Source organism: Pseudomonas nitroreducens (genome assembly GCF_014204515.1).
Lineage (GTDB): Bacteria > Pseudomonadota > Gammaproteobacteria > Pseudomonadales > Pseudomonadaceae > Pseudomonas > Pseudomonas nitritireducens_A.
This window is the reverse complement of sequence record NZ_JACHLI010000002.1, coordinates 265522-279142: the sequence shown is the minus strand read 5'-3', so window position 1 is coordinate 279142 and position 13621 is coordinate 265522. Positions and strand designations below refer to the sequence as shown.

Genomic DNA, 13621 nt, shown 5'->3' with positions numbered 1-13621 from the left:
CCGAGCTTCGTATGGGGAGGGGGAAGTTCGGGGTTTAAGTCCGGACCGCTAGGGCGGGGTCCAGTAATCTGCCAACACTAAACACTGCAAAGGAGCATCGAAGGGCTTCACCAGCCATTCACGAGTTCTGACTCGGCTCCCGAGGTGAAGTTCAGCGGGTCACAAAAGATTTTTTGTGGAAGGCCCGAAAGTACCCCTTCAGGCTTGCCGGAAGGCCCGTCCAGCGGGCCCTCCGACCGTTCGTCCAGTCGATCAGTGGGCCTCGTCCCAGTTCGCTCCCACACCGGCTTCGACGACCAGCGGCACGTCCAGCTGCGCCGCGTCGCTCATCAGCGGCCGAATGCCATCACGGACCTGGTCGACCAGGTCTTCGCGCACCTCCAGCACCAGTTCGTCGTGCACCTGGAGGATGACGCGGGCATCGATGCCGCTTTCCTGCAGCCAGTTATCCACAGCCACCATGGCGCGCTTCATGATGTCCGCAGCCGTGCCCTGCATCGGCGCGTTGATCGCGGTGCGCTCGGCGGCCTTGCGCATGGCGCCGTTCTTCGAGGCGATTTCCGGCAGGTACAGGCGACGGCCGAACAGGGTCTCGACGAAGCCCTGCTCAGCAGCCTGGGCGCGGGTGCGCTCCATGTAGGCCAGCACGCCCGGGTAACGGGCGAAGTAGCGGTCGATGTAGGCCTGGGCTTCCTTGCGCTCGACGCCGATCTGCTTGGCCAGGCCGAAGGCGCTCATGCCGTAGATCAGGCCGAAGTTGATCGCCTTGGCGCTGCGGCGCTGATCGCCGGTGACCTCGTCCAGCGGCACGCCGAAGACTTCGGCGGCGGTGGCGCGGTGTACGTCGCGGTCATGGCGGAAGGCGTCCAGCAGGCCTTCGTCCTTGGCCAGGTGGGCCATGATGCGCAGTTCGATCTGCGAGTAGTCCGCCGCCAGCAGCTGGTAGCCCTTGGGCGCGACGAAAGCCTGGCGGATGCGGCGGCCCTCGGCGGTGCGGATCGGGATGTTCTGCAGGTTCGGGTCGCTGGAGGACAGCCGGCCGGTCGCCGCCACGGCCTGGTGGTAGCTGGTGTGGATGCGCCCGGTGCGCGGGTTGATCTGCTCCGGCAGCTTGTCGGTGTAGGTGCTCTTGAGCTTGCTCATGGAGCGGTACTGCATGATCACCTTGGGCAGCTCGTAGTCCTGCTCGGCCAGCTCGGCGAGGACGTTCTCGGCGGTGGACGGCTGGCCGGTGGCGGTCTTGGACAGCACCGGCAGGCCGAGCTTTTCATAAAGGATGGCGCCCAGCTGCTTGGGCGAGCCGAGGTTGAACTCCTCACCTGCCAGGTCGAAGGCCTGGCGCTGCAGCTCGACCATCTTCTCGCCCAGCTCGACGCTCTGCTTGCCCAGCAGGTTGGCGTCGACCAGTGCGCCGTTGCGCTCGATGCGCGCCAGCACCGGCACCAGCGGCATCTCGATCTCGGTGAGGACCTTGGCCAGCGACGGGATGGCTTCCAGCTTCTGCCACAGGGTCTGGTGCAGGCGCAGGGTCACGTCGGCATCTTCGGCGGCGTAGGGGCCGGCCTGCTCCAGGGCGATCTGGTCGAAGGTCAGTTGCTTGGCACCCTTGCCGGCGATGTCCTCGAAGCGAATGGTGCTGTGGCCCAGGTACTTGAGCGCCAGGCTGTCCATGTCGTGGCGGGTCGCGGTGGAGTCCAGCACGTAGGATTCGAGCATGGTGTCGAAGGCAATGCCCTGCACGGCGATGGGTGTCGAGGCGTTGGCCAGGACGTTCATGTCGTACTTGGCGTGCTGGCCGACCTTGCGCTTCTTCGGGTCCTCCAGCAGCGGCTTGAGGGCCTTGAGCACAGCGTCGCGGTCCAGCTGCGCCGGTACGCCCATATAGCTGTGAGCCAGCGGCACATAGGCGGCCTCGCCCTCTTTCACGGCGAAGGACACGCCCACCACCTGCGCCTGCTGCGGATCGAGGCTGGTGGTCTCGGTATCGAAGGCGATCAGCTCGGCGGCTTCCAGCTTCTTCAGCCAGGCATCGAACTGCGCTTGTTCCAGGACAATCTCGTAGCTCTTCTCGGCCTCGGCAGCAGCCGGCGCCTCTTCCAGCGCCAGCTGCGGGCTGCCGGCCTTGGCTGCCTGGCGCTGGAGGTCGTCCAGCCCGGTCTTGAATTCGAGGGTGCGATACAGCTCGGTCAGGGCTTCGCGGTCCGGCTCACCGGGGTGCAGGGCGTCGATCTCGATATTCAGTTCGACATCGCACTTGATGGTGGCGAGCTGGTAGGACAGGTAGGCCATGTCCTTGTGTTCTTCGAGCTTGGCCGGCAGGCCCTTGGCGCCGCGGATCGGCAGTTCGGGCACCTTGTTCAGGCTGGCGTAGAGCACATCCAGGCCACCACCGACGCCGGTAAGCAGGCCCAGCGCGGTCTTTTCGCCAACACCGGGTACGCCGGGAATGTTGTCGACCTTGTCGCCCATCAGCGCCAGGTAATCGATGATCAGCTCAGGACCGACACCGAATTTCTCCTTAACGCCATCCACATCGAGCACGCTACCGGTCATCGTGTTGACCAGCGTAATGTGCCCGTCGACCAGTTGCGCCATGTCCTTGTCACCGGTGGAGATCACCACCGCCCGGCCGCCGGCTGCACTCTGCCGGGCCAGGGTGCCGATCACGTCGTCCGCTTCCACGCCTTCCACGCACAGCAGCGGCAGGCCAAGGGCGCGCACCGTGGCGTGCAGCGGCTCCACCTGCACCCGCAGGTCGTCCGGCATCGAAGGACGGTTGGCCTTGTACTCGGCGAACATCTCGTCGCGGAAGGTCCCGCCCTTGGCATCGAACACCACTGCGAAAGGGCTGTCCGGGTACTGCTTGCGCAGGCTCTTGAGCATGTTCAGCACGCCCTTGACCGCTCCCGTGGGCATGCCGGAGGAGGTCATCAGCGGCGGCAGGGCATGGAAAGCGCGATAAAGGTAGGACGAGCCGTCCACGAGGACGAGGGGTGCTTGGCTCATGAGGGGAATCAACCTTTTCAGAAGGGCTCGGGCTAAAATGTCCGTAGCCAATTCGACAAAGGGACAAGGTTATCATGCGTACGTTGAACCGCCTGTTGCTCGCCGCTCTGCTGGGTCTTGGTGCAACCACCGTGATGGCGGCGGACGATGCCCCGACGCCGGAACCGGATGTGACCATCCGCCAGGAAGGCGACAAGACCATCCAGGAATACCGCGTGAACGGTTTCCTCTACGCCATCAAGGTCGTGCCCAAGCATGGCAAGCCGTACTTCCTGGTGCGCCAGGACGGCAGCGACGGCAACTTCATCCGCTCCGACCAGCCCGACAAGCTGATCCCGCAGTGGCAGATATTCAGCTGGTAAACCTTCCCCACCACGACGCTCCAGAGGATTGAGCATGTCGGTATTCACCCCTCTGGAACGTCCGGTTCTCGAAGACTTCCTCGCCCCCTATGGCCTCGGCCGGCTGCGGGATTTCCGCGGCATCGCGGAAGGTTCGGAGAACAGCAACTTCTTCGTCAGCCTGGAACAGGGCGAATTCGTCCTGACCCTGGTGGAGCGCGGCCCGGTGCAGGAGATGCCGTTCTTCATCGAACTGCTCGACGTGCTCCACGAAGCCGACCTGCCGGTGCCCTATGCCCTACGCACCCAGGGCGGCGAAGCCCTGCGCCAGCTCGAAGGCAAGCCGGCACTGCTGCAGCCGCGCCTGGCTGGCCGGCATGAGCGTTCGCCGAACAACCACCACTGCCAGGAAGTCGGCAACCTGCTGGCACGCCTGCACCTGGCGACCCGCGAGCGGATCATCGAGCGCCCCAGCGACCGAGGCCTGGGCTGGATGCTGGAGGAAGGCGGGAAGATGCAGTCGCACCTTGCTGGCACGGCCGCCGATCTGCTGGGTAATTCGCTGAAAGAAATCGCCCGACTGCTTGCCGAGCAACCGGCGCTGCCGCGCGCCAACCTGCACGCCGACCTGTTCCGCGACAACGTGCTGTTCGACGGCCCGCACCTGGCCGGGGTGATCGACTTCTACAATGCCAGCTCCGGCTGGATGCTCTACGACCTGGCGATCACCGTGAACGACTGGTGCTCGACCGACGACGGCGCCCTCGACGCCCCGCGCGCCCGCGCCTTGCTGGCGGCTTATGCGGCCAAGCGGCCGTTCACCGCGTTGGAGGCCGAGCTGTGGCCAGCGATGTTGCGGGTGGCCTGCGTGCGCTTCTGGCTGTCACGCCTGATCGCCGCCGAGGCGTTTGCCGGGCAGGACGTGCTGATCCACGACCCGAGCGAGTTCGAACGGCGCCTGGCGCAGCGGCAGGTGGTGGGGATTCATTTGCCGTTTGCGCTGTGATTGGCGCAGCGACGACTCTGCGTAGGAGCGGACTCCGTCCGCGATAGGGTCGCCCCCGGCCTCACGGCCGGATCGCGGATAAATCCGCTCCTACAAGATCAAAAGCCCCTCACCCTAACCCTCTCCCGCAAGCGGGAGAGGGGACTGTTCGGTGCAGGTTGAGGCCATGGCGTTAGCCGGTATGGACAGCTCCCTCTCCCTCAGGGAGAGGGTTGGGGTGAGGGAATGTGGTCACACTGACTTTCAGAAGAAGACGGTTGCTCCTACGGGGAAATCAGTGTGATGCGAGTGGAGTGAATATCTAACCCGGAGCCGGCATCCCTGCCGCAGCTCCTCTGCTCAAGTCAGCCCCGGCCTGGCCATCCTTGGCCAGTCGTTCGCCGGCGCGACATATGCGGGCGTAAAGATCCAAATCGGAGCCGGCATCCCTGCCGCCACTTCTCTGCTCAAGGTCAGCCCCGGCCTGGCCATCCTTGGCCAGTCGTTCGCCCTTCAAAACGCATGCGTTTTGAGCGGGCTCACCCACATTTCGAATGGCCGCAGTTCAGGCAGGTGGCGCAGCCATCCATCTGCACCACGGCCATGGTGTTGCACTTGCCGCACAGTTGGGCGCCAGCGGGGAAGCCTTCGCCGGGTTCGGCCTTGTTGGTGCCCTGGGCCGCCTCGTAGGCAGCGCGCTTTTCGGCGAGGTAGAGGCGCTGCTCCTGGTCCAGCTGCGGGCCTTCCATCAGGCCGATGGCGACCATGTGGCGTTCGATCACCGCGCCGATCTCGGCGACGATTGACGGCATATAGATGCCGCCGCGTTTCAGATAGCCACCGCGCGGGTCGAACACCGCCTTCATCTCTTCCACCAGGAAGGTGCAGTCGCCGCCCTTGCGGAACACCGCGGACATGATCCGGGTGAGCGCGACGATCCACTGGAAGTGGTCCATGTTCTTCGAGTTGATGAAGATCTCGAAGGGCCGGCGCTGCTCGTACGGGGTGTCCGGGTTGAGCACCACGTCGTTGATGGTCACGTACAGGGCGTGCTCGAACAGCGGCGACTTGATCTTGTAGGTGGCGCCCACCAGCAGCTCGGGGCGCTGCAGGGTCTCGTCCATCTTCACCACGGCGGCGGCCGCGGCGGCTTCGGTGCGGGCCTTCTCTTCGGCCACGTCCACCACCTGGAAGCCTTTGATCTTCTGGTTGATCTTGACGCTCATAGCATTCTCCAGGGGTATCAGTACTTGCCGTAATAGCCTTCTTTCAGGGCGTCGAAGAGGTTGGCAGCAGTATGCATCTCGCCGTCGTATTCCACTTCCTCGTTACCCTTGAGCTCCACCACGCTGCCGTCTTCCAGTTCGAAGCGATACAGCGTCTTCTCCAGATCCGATTCCTTGACCAGCACGCCCTGGAAGGCCGCCGGGTTGAAGCGGAAGGTGGTGCAGCCCTTCAGGCCCTGGCGCCATGCATAGCGATAGATGTCCTTGAAGTCCTCGAACGGGTAGTCGGTAGGCACGTTGGCGGTCTTGGAGATCGACGAGTCGATCCATTTCTGCGCGGCGGCCTGGATGTCCACGTGCTGCTGCGGGGTGATGTCGTCGGCGGTGATGAAGTAGTCCGGCAGACGATGCTTCTCTTCTTCGGCACCCGGCACGGCGTGGTTGTCCACCTGGTCGCGGTAGGCCAGCAGTTCGTAGCTGAACACCGAGATCTTTTCCTTGGTCTTGCGCCCAGGGCGGATCAGGTTGCGCGAATAGTGGTGGGCGAAGCTCGGCTCGATGCCATTGGAGGCGTTGTTCGCCAGGCTCAGGCTGATGGTGCCGGTGGGCGCAATGGAGCTGTGGTGAGTGAAGCGCGCGCCGTGCTCGGCCAGTTCCTCGATCAGTTGCGGTGCATGCTCGGCGACGCGCTGCATGTAGCGCGAGTACTTGGCGTGCAGCACGCGGCCGGCCACCTTGTCGCCGACCTTGAGGCCATCGGCCTTCATTTCCGGACGCTTGCGCAGCATCTCGGCAGTGACTTCGTAGTCCTTCACCAGCGCCGGCGCCGGACCTTTCTCGCGGGACAGCTCCAGCGCCACTTCCCAGCCGACCAGGGCCATCTCGCGCGCCACTTCTTCGGTGAACACGCAGGCTTCCGGGCTGCCATAGCGCAGCTTGAGCAGGGTCAGCGCTGAACCGAGGCCAAGGAAGCCCATGCCGTGGCGGCGCTTGCCGAGGATTTCTGCGCGCTGCTGTTCCAGCGGCAGGCCGTTGATCTCCACCACGTTGTCGAGCATGCGGGTGAACACCCGCACCACTTCGCGGTAGCGCTCCCAGTCGAAGCGCGCGTTGTCGCCGAAGGCATCGACCACGAAGGTGGTCAGGTTCACCGAGCCCAGCAGGCAGGAGCCGTAGGGTGGCAGCGGCTGCTCGCCGCAGGGGTTGGTGGCGCGGATCGCCTCGCACCACCAGTTGTTGTTCATCTCGTTGACCCGGTCGATGAGGATGAAGCCGGGCTCGGCGTAGTCGTAGGTGGAGACCATGATCATGTCCCACAGGTGCCGCGCCTTGACCCGCCCGTAAACCTTGCAGGCCACGCGGCCGTCATCGCCCACCAGGTACTCGTCGTGTAGCGGCCAGTCGCGCCAGACCACCTCCTCGGCGTTCTTCAGGTCGACTTCGTTGCGCTCCTTCTGGTGGATCGGGAACACCAGCGGCCAGTCCTCGTCGTCCTCCACGGCGTTCATGAAGCCGTCGGTGATCAGCAGGCTGAGGTTGAACTGGCGCAGGCGGCCGTCCTCGCGCTTGGCGCGGATGAACTCGCGCACGTCCGGATGGCTGACGTCGAAGGTGCCCATCTGCGCGCCACGCCGCCCCCCGGCGGAGCTGACGGTGAAGCACATCTTGTCGTAGATATCCATGAACGACAGCGGCCCGCTGGTGTGCGCGCCAGCGCCGGAGACGTAGGCGCCGCGCGGGCGCAGGGTGCTGAACTCATAGCCGATGCCGCAGCCGGCCTTGAGCGTCAGGCCGGCCTCGTGGACCTTCTCCAGGATGTCGTCCATGGAGTCGCGGATGATCCCGGAGACGGTGCAGTTGATGGTCGAAGTGGCCGGCTTGTGCCCCTGGGCACCGGCGTTGGAGATGATCCGCCCGGCCGGGATGGCGCCATTGCGCAGGGCCCAGAGGAAGCGCTCGTACCAGTGTTCGCGCAGGGCCTTGTCGCCCTCGACGTCGGCCAGGGCGCGGGCGACGCGCTGCCAGGTCTCGTCGACGCTGCCGTCGATGGGTTTGCCGCTCTTGTGCTTGAGGCGGTACTTGCTGTCCCAGATGTCCTGGGAGGCAGGCTGCAGGGCAAGCATTCCTTGGTCGGCGCCGCGTTGGCGCGCATCGGTCTTGGCCATCCGGGAAATAACCTCCTGTCGGTTGGGTGGCAGGCGCAAATGGAGCGCGAGTAGACCCCATATGTAGGCATGAATTCCTGACGACCATCAATATCTTGTGTCAGGCAACCCCAACTAGACACCATAGACAATTGAACGGCGAACGCCGTCAAAGATGCTGAAAGCCGACGATTGGCGGGGAATTGGGGGAGGAAAGAGAAGGAAATTTCAGATAGAGGGGTGCGGCGATCGGGCGCGGCGGATACGGAGCTTCAAGGGGAAACGTAGGAGCGGACTCCGTCCGCGATTGACCCAGCACCGAGCGGAAGCCATCGCGGACAGAGTCCGCTCCTACGACAGTCATGGGATGGAAATGTCAGCAAAGTAGGGCGCATAAAGCGGAACGCTTTATCCGCCAGCCGAAATCCGGCGGCGGATAACGCCAGAGGCGTTATTCGCCCTACGATCGGATCGGGAAGCTGCAGCAGCGGGCCGACTCAGAGCTTCTCCAGACACCCGGCAAACTCATCCGCCAGATTGCCCAGCAGATTCTCATAACCCTGGGCATCCACCTTCACGCCCACGCCCAGGTCATCCAGCTCGGCCAGGCGCACCGGCAGACCCTGGCTCAGGGTGTCGGCCAGGCGCGGGCGGATCGGCGGTTCGCTGAAGATGCAGGACGGGCCGGCCTTCTGCAGTTGCGCACGCATGGCGGCGACGTGGCGGGCGCCCGGCTGCACGTCGGCGGAGACGGCGAAGACCCCCGCATGACGCAGGCCGTAGGCCTCTTCGAAATAGTCGAAGGCCTCGTGGAAGACGAAGAACGGCTTGCCCTTGAGCGGGTCGATGCGCTGTTTCAGGCGCGCATCCAGGGTTTCCATGCGCTCGTCGAAGGCCTTCAGGTTGGCCTGGTAGCGGCTGGCGTTGGCCGGGTCGGCGATGGCCAGGTCCTCGGCCATGCGTGCGGCAATCACCTGGGCGTTGGCTGGCAGCAGCCAGAAGTGCGCGTCGATCATGCCGGGGCGGTGGTCATGATCGTGCCCGACATCATCGTGGTCATCGTCATGCTCGGGATGGTTCGACTCGCTGAAGTCAGCGAACTTGCGCAGGTGCATGCCGGCCTGGTCCTGCACCGCCACGCTGGGTCCCTTGCGGCTTTCCAGCACCTTGGGCAGGAAGTTCTCCAGGTCCGCGCCGACCCAGTAGAACAGCTGCGCATCGCGCACCCGGCGGATGTCGGAGGGGCGCAGCGAATAGCTGTGCGGCGAGGCGCCCGGCGGCAACAGGACGTCCGGCGTGCCCTCGCCGTCCTGGATGGCGGCGGCGATCAGTTGCAGCGGCTTGATGCTGGTCAGCACGCTGACCTCGGCGCGCACGGGAAGGCTGAGCAGCAGCGCGCAGGCGGCAGTCAGCAGGGCGACGGGACGGAAGGACACGGCGGCACTCACACAGGGGGGACATGACAGAGTAATATAATAACGTCTCTGAACCCGAGCGTCGCCGCGCATGTACAAGATCGCCCCCAAGACTCCCCTCGCCTGCCGCCCGCACGACCACGCCAACTGCGTGGCCAGCGCCCTGGCTGACGCCGACGCGCTGTGCGCGCGTCAGGGCGTACGCCTGACCGAGCTGCGCCGGCGCGTGCTGGAGCTGGTCTGGGCGAGCCACAAACCGCTGGGCGCCTACGACATCCTCGCCGTGCTGAGCGAGGAAGACGGCCGCAAGGCGGCACCGCCGACGGTCTACCGTGCCCTCGACTTCCTCCTGGAAAACGGCCTGGTGCATCGCATCGCCTCGCTCAACGCCTTCATCGGCTGCGCCCACCCCGAACACGCCCATGAAGGTCAGTTCCTGATCTGCCGCGCCTGCCACACCGCCATCGAGCTGGAGCAACCGGCCATCAGCGAGGCCATCGTCGCCGGCGCCAGGGGCGTCGGCTTCGCCGTGGAAAGCCAGACCGTCGAGATCGTCGGCCTCTGCGGCGCCTGCGCTCCCGCCAAGCAGGAAGCCTGATGAGCGACGCCCTGATCCGCCTGCAAGGCGTCGGCGTCAGCTATGGCGGCCAGGCGGTGCTGCAGAACGTCGACCTGACCATCGCCCCCGGCGAGATCGTCACCCTGATCGGCCCCAACGGCGCCGGCAAGACGACCCTGGTGCGCAGCGTGCTCGGCCTGCTCAAGCCCGACACCGGCAGCGTCTGGCGCCAGCCGAAGCTGTCGATCGGCTACATGCCGCAGAAGCTCCACGTCGACCCGACCCTGCCGCTGACCGTCTTCCGCTTCCTGCGTCTGGTCCCCGGCGTGCAGCGCACCCAGGCGCTCGACGCACTGAAGGAAGTCGGCGCGGCGCACGTGATCGACAAGCCGCTGCAGAGTGTCTCCGGCGGCGAACTGCAACGCGTGCTGCTGGCCCGCGCCCTGCTGCGCAAGCCGGAACTGCTGGTGCTCGATGAGCCCGTACAGGGCGTCGACGTCGCCGGGCAGGCCGAGCTGTACCGTCTGATCGGCCGTCTGCGCGACCGCCTGGGTTGCGGCGTGCTGATGGTCTCTCACGACCTGCACCTGGTGATGAGCGCCACCGACAAGGTGGTCTGCCTGAACCGTCACGTCTGCTGCTCCGGCCATCCGGAACAGGTCAGCGGCGACCCGGCCTTCGTCGAGCTGTTCGGCCAGGACGCCCGCAGCCTGGCGGTCTATCACCACCACCACGACCATTCCCACGACCTGCACGGCGAGGTGGTGAAACCCGCCTTCCCGGCCGGCACCCGCTTCACTCCGGTCCACCAGCACGGCCCCGACTGCAACCATGGCTGATTTCCTGCTCAACGCCCTCCTCGCCGGGCTGGCCCTGGCGGTGGTCGCCGGGCCCCTGGGTTCGTTCGTCGTCTGGCGACGCATGGCCTATTTCGGCGACACCCTGTCCCACGCCGCCCTGCTCGGCGTGGCCCTGGGCTTCCTGCTGGACGTCAGCCCGACTCTGGCGGTAACCGTCGGTTGCGTGTTGCTCGCCGTGTTGCTGGTCACCCTGCAACAGCGCCAGCCGCTGGCTGCCGACACCCTGCTGGGCATCCTCGCCCACAGCACGCTGTCGCTGGGCCTGGTGACCCTGAGCTTCATGAAGGAAGTGCGCGTCGACCTGATGGCCTACCTGTTCGGCGACCTGCTCGCGGTCAGCCAGAACGATCTGATGTGGATCATCGCCGGCAGCGCGCTGGTGCTGGGGCTGATCTGCTGGCTGTGGCGGCCGCTGCTGGCGATCACCGTGCACGAGGAGCTGGCGCGGGTCGAAGGCCTGCCGGTCACCGCCATCCGCCTGGCGCTGATGCTGCTGATCGCCATCGTCATCGCCGTGGCCATGAAGATCGTCGGCGTGCTGCTGATCACCTCGCTGCTGATCATCCCCGCCGCCGCCGCCCAGCGACATGCGCGCAGCCCGGAACAGATGGCCTTCGGCGCCAGCCTGATCGGCCTGGTGGCGGTATGCGCCGGGCTCTCGCTGTCCTGGTTCAAGGACACCCCTGCCGGCCCCTCCATCGTGGTCAGCGCGGCGGCCCTGTTCCTGCTGAGCTTTGTCCTGCCACGCCGGACGGTGTAGAATCTGGCGATTTTTTGATCAAAAGAGACCCCGACGCATGAAGTCATTCGTCATCCGCCTGTGCGCGCTGATGGCCATGGCGCTGGCCCTGGCGGCCTGCCAGAGCACCGCGAGCCATCCGCCCAGCAGCAGCGCGTTCGAGACCGAACTGGCCGCCGGCCGTCTGGAATCCGCGCAGCTTGCGCTGGGCTCCGAACAGGAAGACGCCACCCAGCTCGCCGAGCGCCGCAAGCGCCTGGCCGACGCCTACCTGGAGCGCAGCCGCGAAGCCCTGGCCAAGGGCGACGTCAACGGCGCCACCACCGCCCTGACCCGTGCCCGTTCGCTGATGCCGCGCGCCCCCGGCGTCGCCGCCGACGTCAGCGGCCTGCAGAAGCCCGCCCCGGTGCCCGCTCCGGCGACCCAGCCGACCTGCACGCCCTGAGCCCACGGGCGCCCGTTCGCGGCGCTCGTTATTTCCTTTTGTTCCGTGCTTAGCTGAACAAAGATTAATCAGCCATAAAAAAGCAGGTTAAAATGCGCGGTTTTGGCTGACCGCCTACGCTCGTTGCCGACGCCTGTTGATCCGACGGCCCAGGCGGCGAGCGGCGCCTCCCCGTACCCACAAGGTTCGCTACGTGATCGAATTCCACGACGTCCACAAGACCTATCGCGTCGCCGGACGCGATATCCCGGCCCTGCAGCCGACCCGCCTGTCCATCGAGGGCGGCCAGGTCTTCGGCCTGATCGGCCATTCCGGCGCCGGCAAGAGCACCCTGCTGCGCCTGATCAACCGCTTGGAAGAACCCAGCGGCGGACGCATCGTCATCGACGGCGAAGACATCACCGCCCTCGACGCCGACGGCCTGCGCCGCTTCCGCCAGCGCGTCGGGATGATCTTCCAGCACTTCAACCTGCTGGCCTCCAAGACCGTCGCCGATAACATCGCCATGCCGATGAAGCTCGCCGGGACCTTCAGCGCCGCCGAAATCAGCGCGCGGGTGGACGAACTGCTGCAGCGCGTCGGCCTCCAGGAGCACGCCCGCAAGTACCCGGCACAGCTTTCCGGTGGCCAGAAGCAGCGCGTCGGCATCGCCCGCGCCCTGGCCTGCCGGCCGACCATCCTGCTCTGCGACGAGGCCACCAGCGCCCTCGACCCGCAGACCACCGGCCAGGTCCTGCAGCTGCTGGCGGAAATCAACCGGGAGCTGAAGCTGACCATCGTGCTGATCACCCACGAAATGGACGTGATCCGCCGCGTCTGCGACCAGGTCGCGGTCATGGATGCCGGGCGCATCGTCGAACAGGGCGAGGTCGCCGACGTGTTCCTCCATCCGCAGCACGAAACCACCCGCCGCTTCGTCTTCGAGGCCGAGCGCGTGGATGAAGAAGAACAGCACGACGACTTCGCCCACGTGCCGGGCCGCATCCTGCGCCTGACCTTCCGCGGCGAGGCGACCTATGCACCGCTGCTGGGCACCGTCGCGCGCCAGACCGGCGTCGACTACAGCATCCTGGCCGGGCGTATCGACCGCATCAAGGACCAGCCCTACGGCCAGCTCACCCTGTCCCTGGTGGGCGGTGACATCGAAGCCGCGATGACCCAGCTCAATGCCGCCGAAGTCCATGTGGAGGTGCTGCGCGCATGAGCGACTTTTTTGTGAATATCGACTGGTCGGAAATCCTCCAGGCCAGCCTCGACACCTTCTGGATGCTTGGCGGTTCGCTGCTGTTCACCGTCATCCTCGGCCTGCCGCTGGGCGTGCTGCTGTTCCTCACCGGGCCGCGGCAGATGTTCGCCAACCGCGGCGTCTACGGCGTGCTGGCGTTCATCGTCAACGTGCTGCGCTCGCTGCCGTTCATCATCCTGCTGATCGTGCTGATCCCGCTCACGGTGATCCTCGTCGGCACTTCGCTGGGCGTCGCCGGGGCCATCCCGCCGCTGGTGGTGGGGGCCACGCCGTTCTTCGCGCGCCTGGTGGAAACCGCGCTGCGCGAGGTGGACAAGGGCATCATCGAAGCCACCCAGGCGATGGGCGCCAGCACCCGCCAGATCATCTGGAACGCCCTGCTGCCCGAAGCCCGCCCGGGCATCATCGCCGCCATCACCGTCACCGCCATCACCCTGGTGTCCTACACCGCGATGGCCGGCGTGGTCGGCGCCGGCGGCCTCGGCGACCTGGCGATCCGCTACGGCTACCAACGCTTCCAGGACGACGTGATGCTGCTCACCGTGGTGATGCTGGTGGTCCTCGTCCAGATCCTGCAGACCGTCGGCGACAAGCTGGTGGTCCACTACTCGCGCAAATAACCACAGGGCCCGCCGGACGCGGGCCGACCAAGGAG

At 65.8% G+C, this 13621-nt stretch carries 12 protein-coding genes; 8 read left to right on the top strand and 4 right to left on the bottom strand.

Translation table 11 applies throughout. From position 1 onward, the window contains the following. Positions 1–252: 252 nt before the first annotated feature. On the bottom strand, positions 253–3006 hold the full coding sequence (gene polA / locus HNP46_RS04040; RefSeq protein WP_184586219.1) for a DNA polymerase I: 2754 nt from the start codon (positions 3004–3006) through the stop codon (positions 253–255). Between the two features lie 74 nt (positions 3007–3080). On the opposite strand from polA, the gene HNP46_RS04035 reads away from it, so the two are divergent. Together HNP46_RS04035 and HNP46_RS04030 are read left to right on the top strand one after the other, a co-directional pair. After that, a complete protein-coding gene (locus HNP46_RS04035) occupies positions 3081–3368 on the top strand; it encodes a DUF2782 domain-containing protein (RefSeq protein ID WP_184586218.1) in 288 nt (95 codons plus the stop codon). Between the two features lie 34 nt (positions 3369–3402). Continuing rightward, entirely contained in the window at positions 3403–4353 is a 951-nt protein-coding gene (locus tag HNP46_RS04030; RefSeq protein ID WP_184586217.1) for a homoserine kinase, read from the top strand. A 518-nt stretch (positions 4354–4871) separates the two neighbouring features. Here HNP46_RS04030 and HNP46_RS04025 read toward each other — a convergent pair. The 3 genes from HNP46_RS04025 to znuA form a co-directional block, all read right to left on the bottom strand. Beyond that, positions 4872–5558 (bottom strand): NrdJb, encoded by a 687-nt coding sequence (locus HNP46_RS04025; RefSeq protein ID WP_184586216.1) that lies wholly within the window; start codon positions 5556–5558, stop codon positions 4872–4874. 17 nt (positions 5559–5575) lie between these two features. Further along, positions 5576–7723: an adenosylcobalamin-dependent ribonucleoside-diphosphate reductase gene (locus tag HNP46_RS04020; protein WP_184586215.1), complete on the bottom strand. Its 2148-nt coding sequence runs from the start codon at positions 7721–7723 to the stop codon at positions 5576–5578. Between the two features lie 476 nt (positions 7724–8199). Then, the gene (gene znuA, locus HNP46_RS04015; RefSeq protein WP_184586214.1) at positions 8200–9138 is read right to left on the bottom strand and encodes a zinc ABC transporter substrate-binding protein ZnuA; all 939 of its coding nucleotides are present in this window, start codon (positions 9136–9138) and stop codon (positions 8200–8202) included. A 70-nt stretch (positions 9139–9208) separates the two neighbouring features. Between znuA and zur the strand changes: the two genes are divergently transcribed. The 6 genes from zur (at position 9209) to HNP46_RS03985 (ending at position 13586) form a co-directional block, all read left to right on the top strand. Next, complete coding sequence (zur, locus tag HNP46_RS04010) at positions 9209–9715, top strand: zinc uptake transcriptional repressor Zur (protein WP_184586213.1); 507 nt, start codon at positions 9209–9211, stop codon at positions 9713–9715. After that, on the top strand, positions 9715–10515 hold the full coding sequence (gene znuC / locus HNP46_RS04005) for a zinc ABC transporter ATP-binding protein ZnuC (protein WP_184586212.1): 801 nt from the start codon (positions 9715–9717) through the stop codon (positions 10513–10515). Before zur ends, znuC begins: the two co-directional genes overlap by 1 nt. Further along, positions 10508–11296, top strand: a complete 789-nt coding sequence (gene znuB / locus HNP46_RS04000) for a zinc ABC transporter permease subunit ZnuB (protein WP_184586211.1) — start codon at positions 10508–10510, stop codon at positions 11294–11296. Before znuC ends, znuB begins: the two co-directional genes overlap by 8 nt. A gap of 37 nt (positions 11297–11333) precedes the next feature. Further along, positions 11334–11720 (top strand): hypothetical protein, encoded by a 387-nt coding sequence (locus HNP46_RS03995; protein ID WP_184586210.1) that lies wholly within the window; start codon positions 11334–11336, stop codon positions 11718–11720. Between the two features lie 193 nt (positions 11721–11913). Further along, the gene (locus HNP46_RS03990; protein WP_184586209.1) at positions 11914–12924 is read left to right on the top strand and encodes a methionine ABC transporter ATP-binding protein; all 1011 of its coding nucleotides are present in this window, start codon (positions 11914–11916) and stop codon (positions 12922–12924) included. Next, a complete protein-coding gene (locus HNP46_RS03985; protein ID WP_184586208.1) occupies positions 12921–13586 on the top strand; it encodes a methionine ABC transporter permease in 666 nt (221 codons plus the stop codon). Before HNP46_RS03990 ends, HNP46_RS03985 begins: the two co-directional genes overlap by 4 nt. The last annotated feature ends 35 nt before the right edge of the window (positions 13587–13621 follow it).

Excerpts from the sequence above, each read along its gene's own strand:
- HNP46_RS04025 (WP_184586216.1), bottom strand. The coding sequence starts at position 5,558 with ATGAGCGTCAAGATCAACCAGAAGATCAAAGGCTTCCAGGTGGTGGAC.
- znuB (WP_184586211.1), top strand. The coding sequence starts at position 10,508 with ATGGCTGATTTCCTGCTCAACGCCCTCCTCGCCGGGCTGGCCCTGGCG.
- HNP46_RS04030 (WP_184586217.1), top strand. The coding sequence starts at position 3,403 with ATGTCGGTATTCACCCCTCTGGAACGTCCGGTTCTCGAAGACTTCCTC.
- znuC (WP_184586212.1), top strand. The coding sequence starts at position 9,715 with ATGAGCGACGCCCTGATCCGCCTGCAAGGCGTCGGCGTCAGCTATGGC.
- HNP46_RS03985 (WP_184586208.1), top strand. The coding sequence starts at position 12,921 with ATGAGCGACTTTTTTGTGAATATCGACTGGTCGGAAATCCTCCAGGCC.
- HNP46_RS03995 (WP_184586210.1), top strand. The coding sequence starts at position 11,334 with ATGAAGTCATTCGTCATCCGCCTGTGCGCGCTGATGGCCATGGCGCTG.
- HNP46_RS04035 (WP_184586218.1), top strand. The coding sequence starts at position 3,081 with ATGCGTACGTTGAACCGCCTGTTGCTCGCCGCTCTGCTGGGTCTTGGT.
- zur (WP_184586213.1), top strand. The coding sequence starts at position 9,209 with ATGTACAAGATCGCCCCCAAGACTCCCCTCGCCTGCCGCCCGCACGAC.
- HNP46_RS04020 (WP_184586215.1), bottom strand. The coding sequence starts at position 7,723 with ATGGCCAAGACCGATGCGCGCCAACGCGGCGCCGACCAAGGAATGCTT.
- polA (WP_184586219.1), bottom strand. The coding sequence starts at position 3,006 with ATGAGCCAAGCACCCCTCGTCCTCGTGGACGGCTCGTCCTACCTTTAT.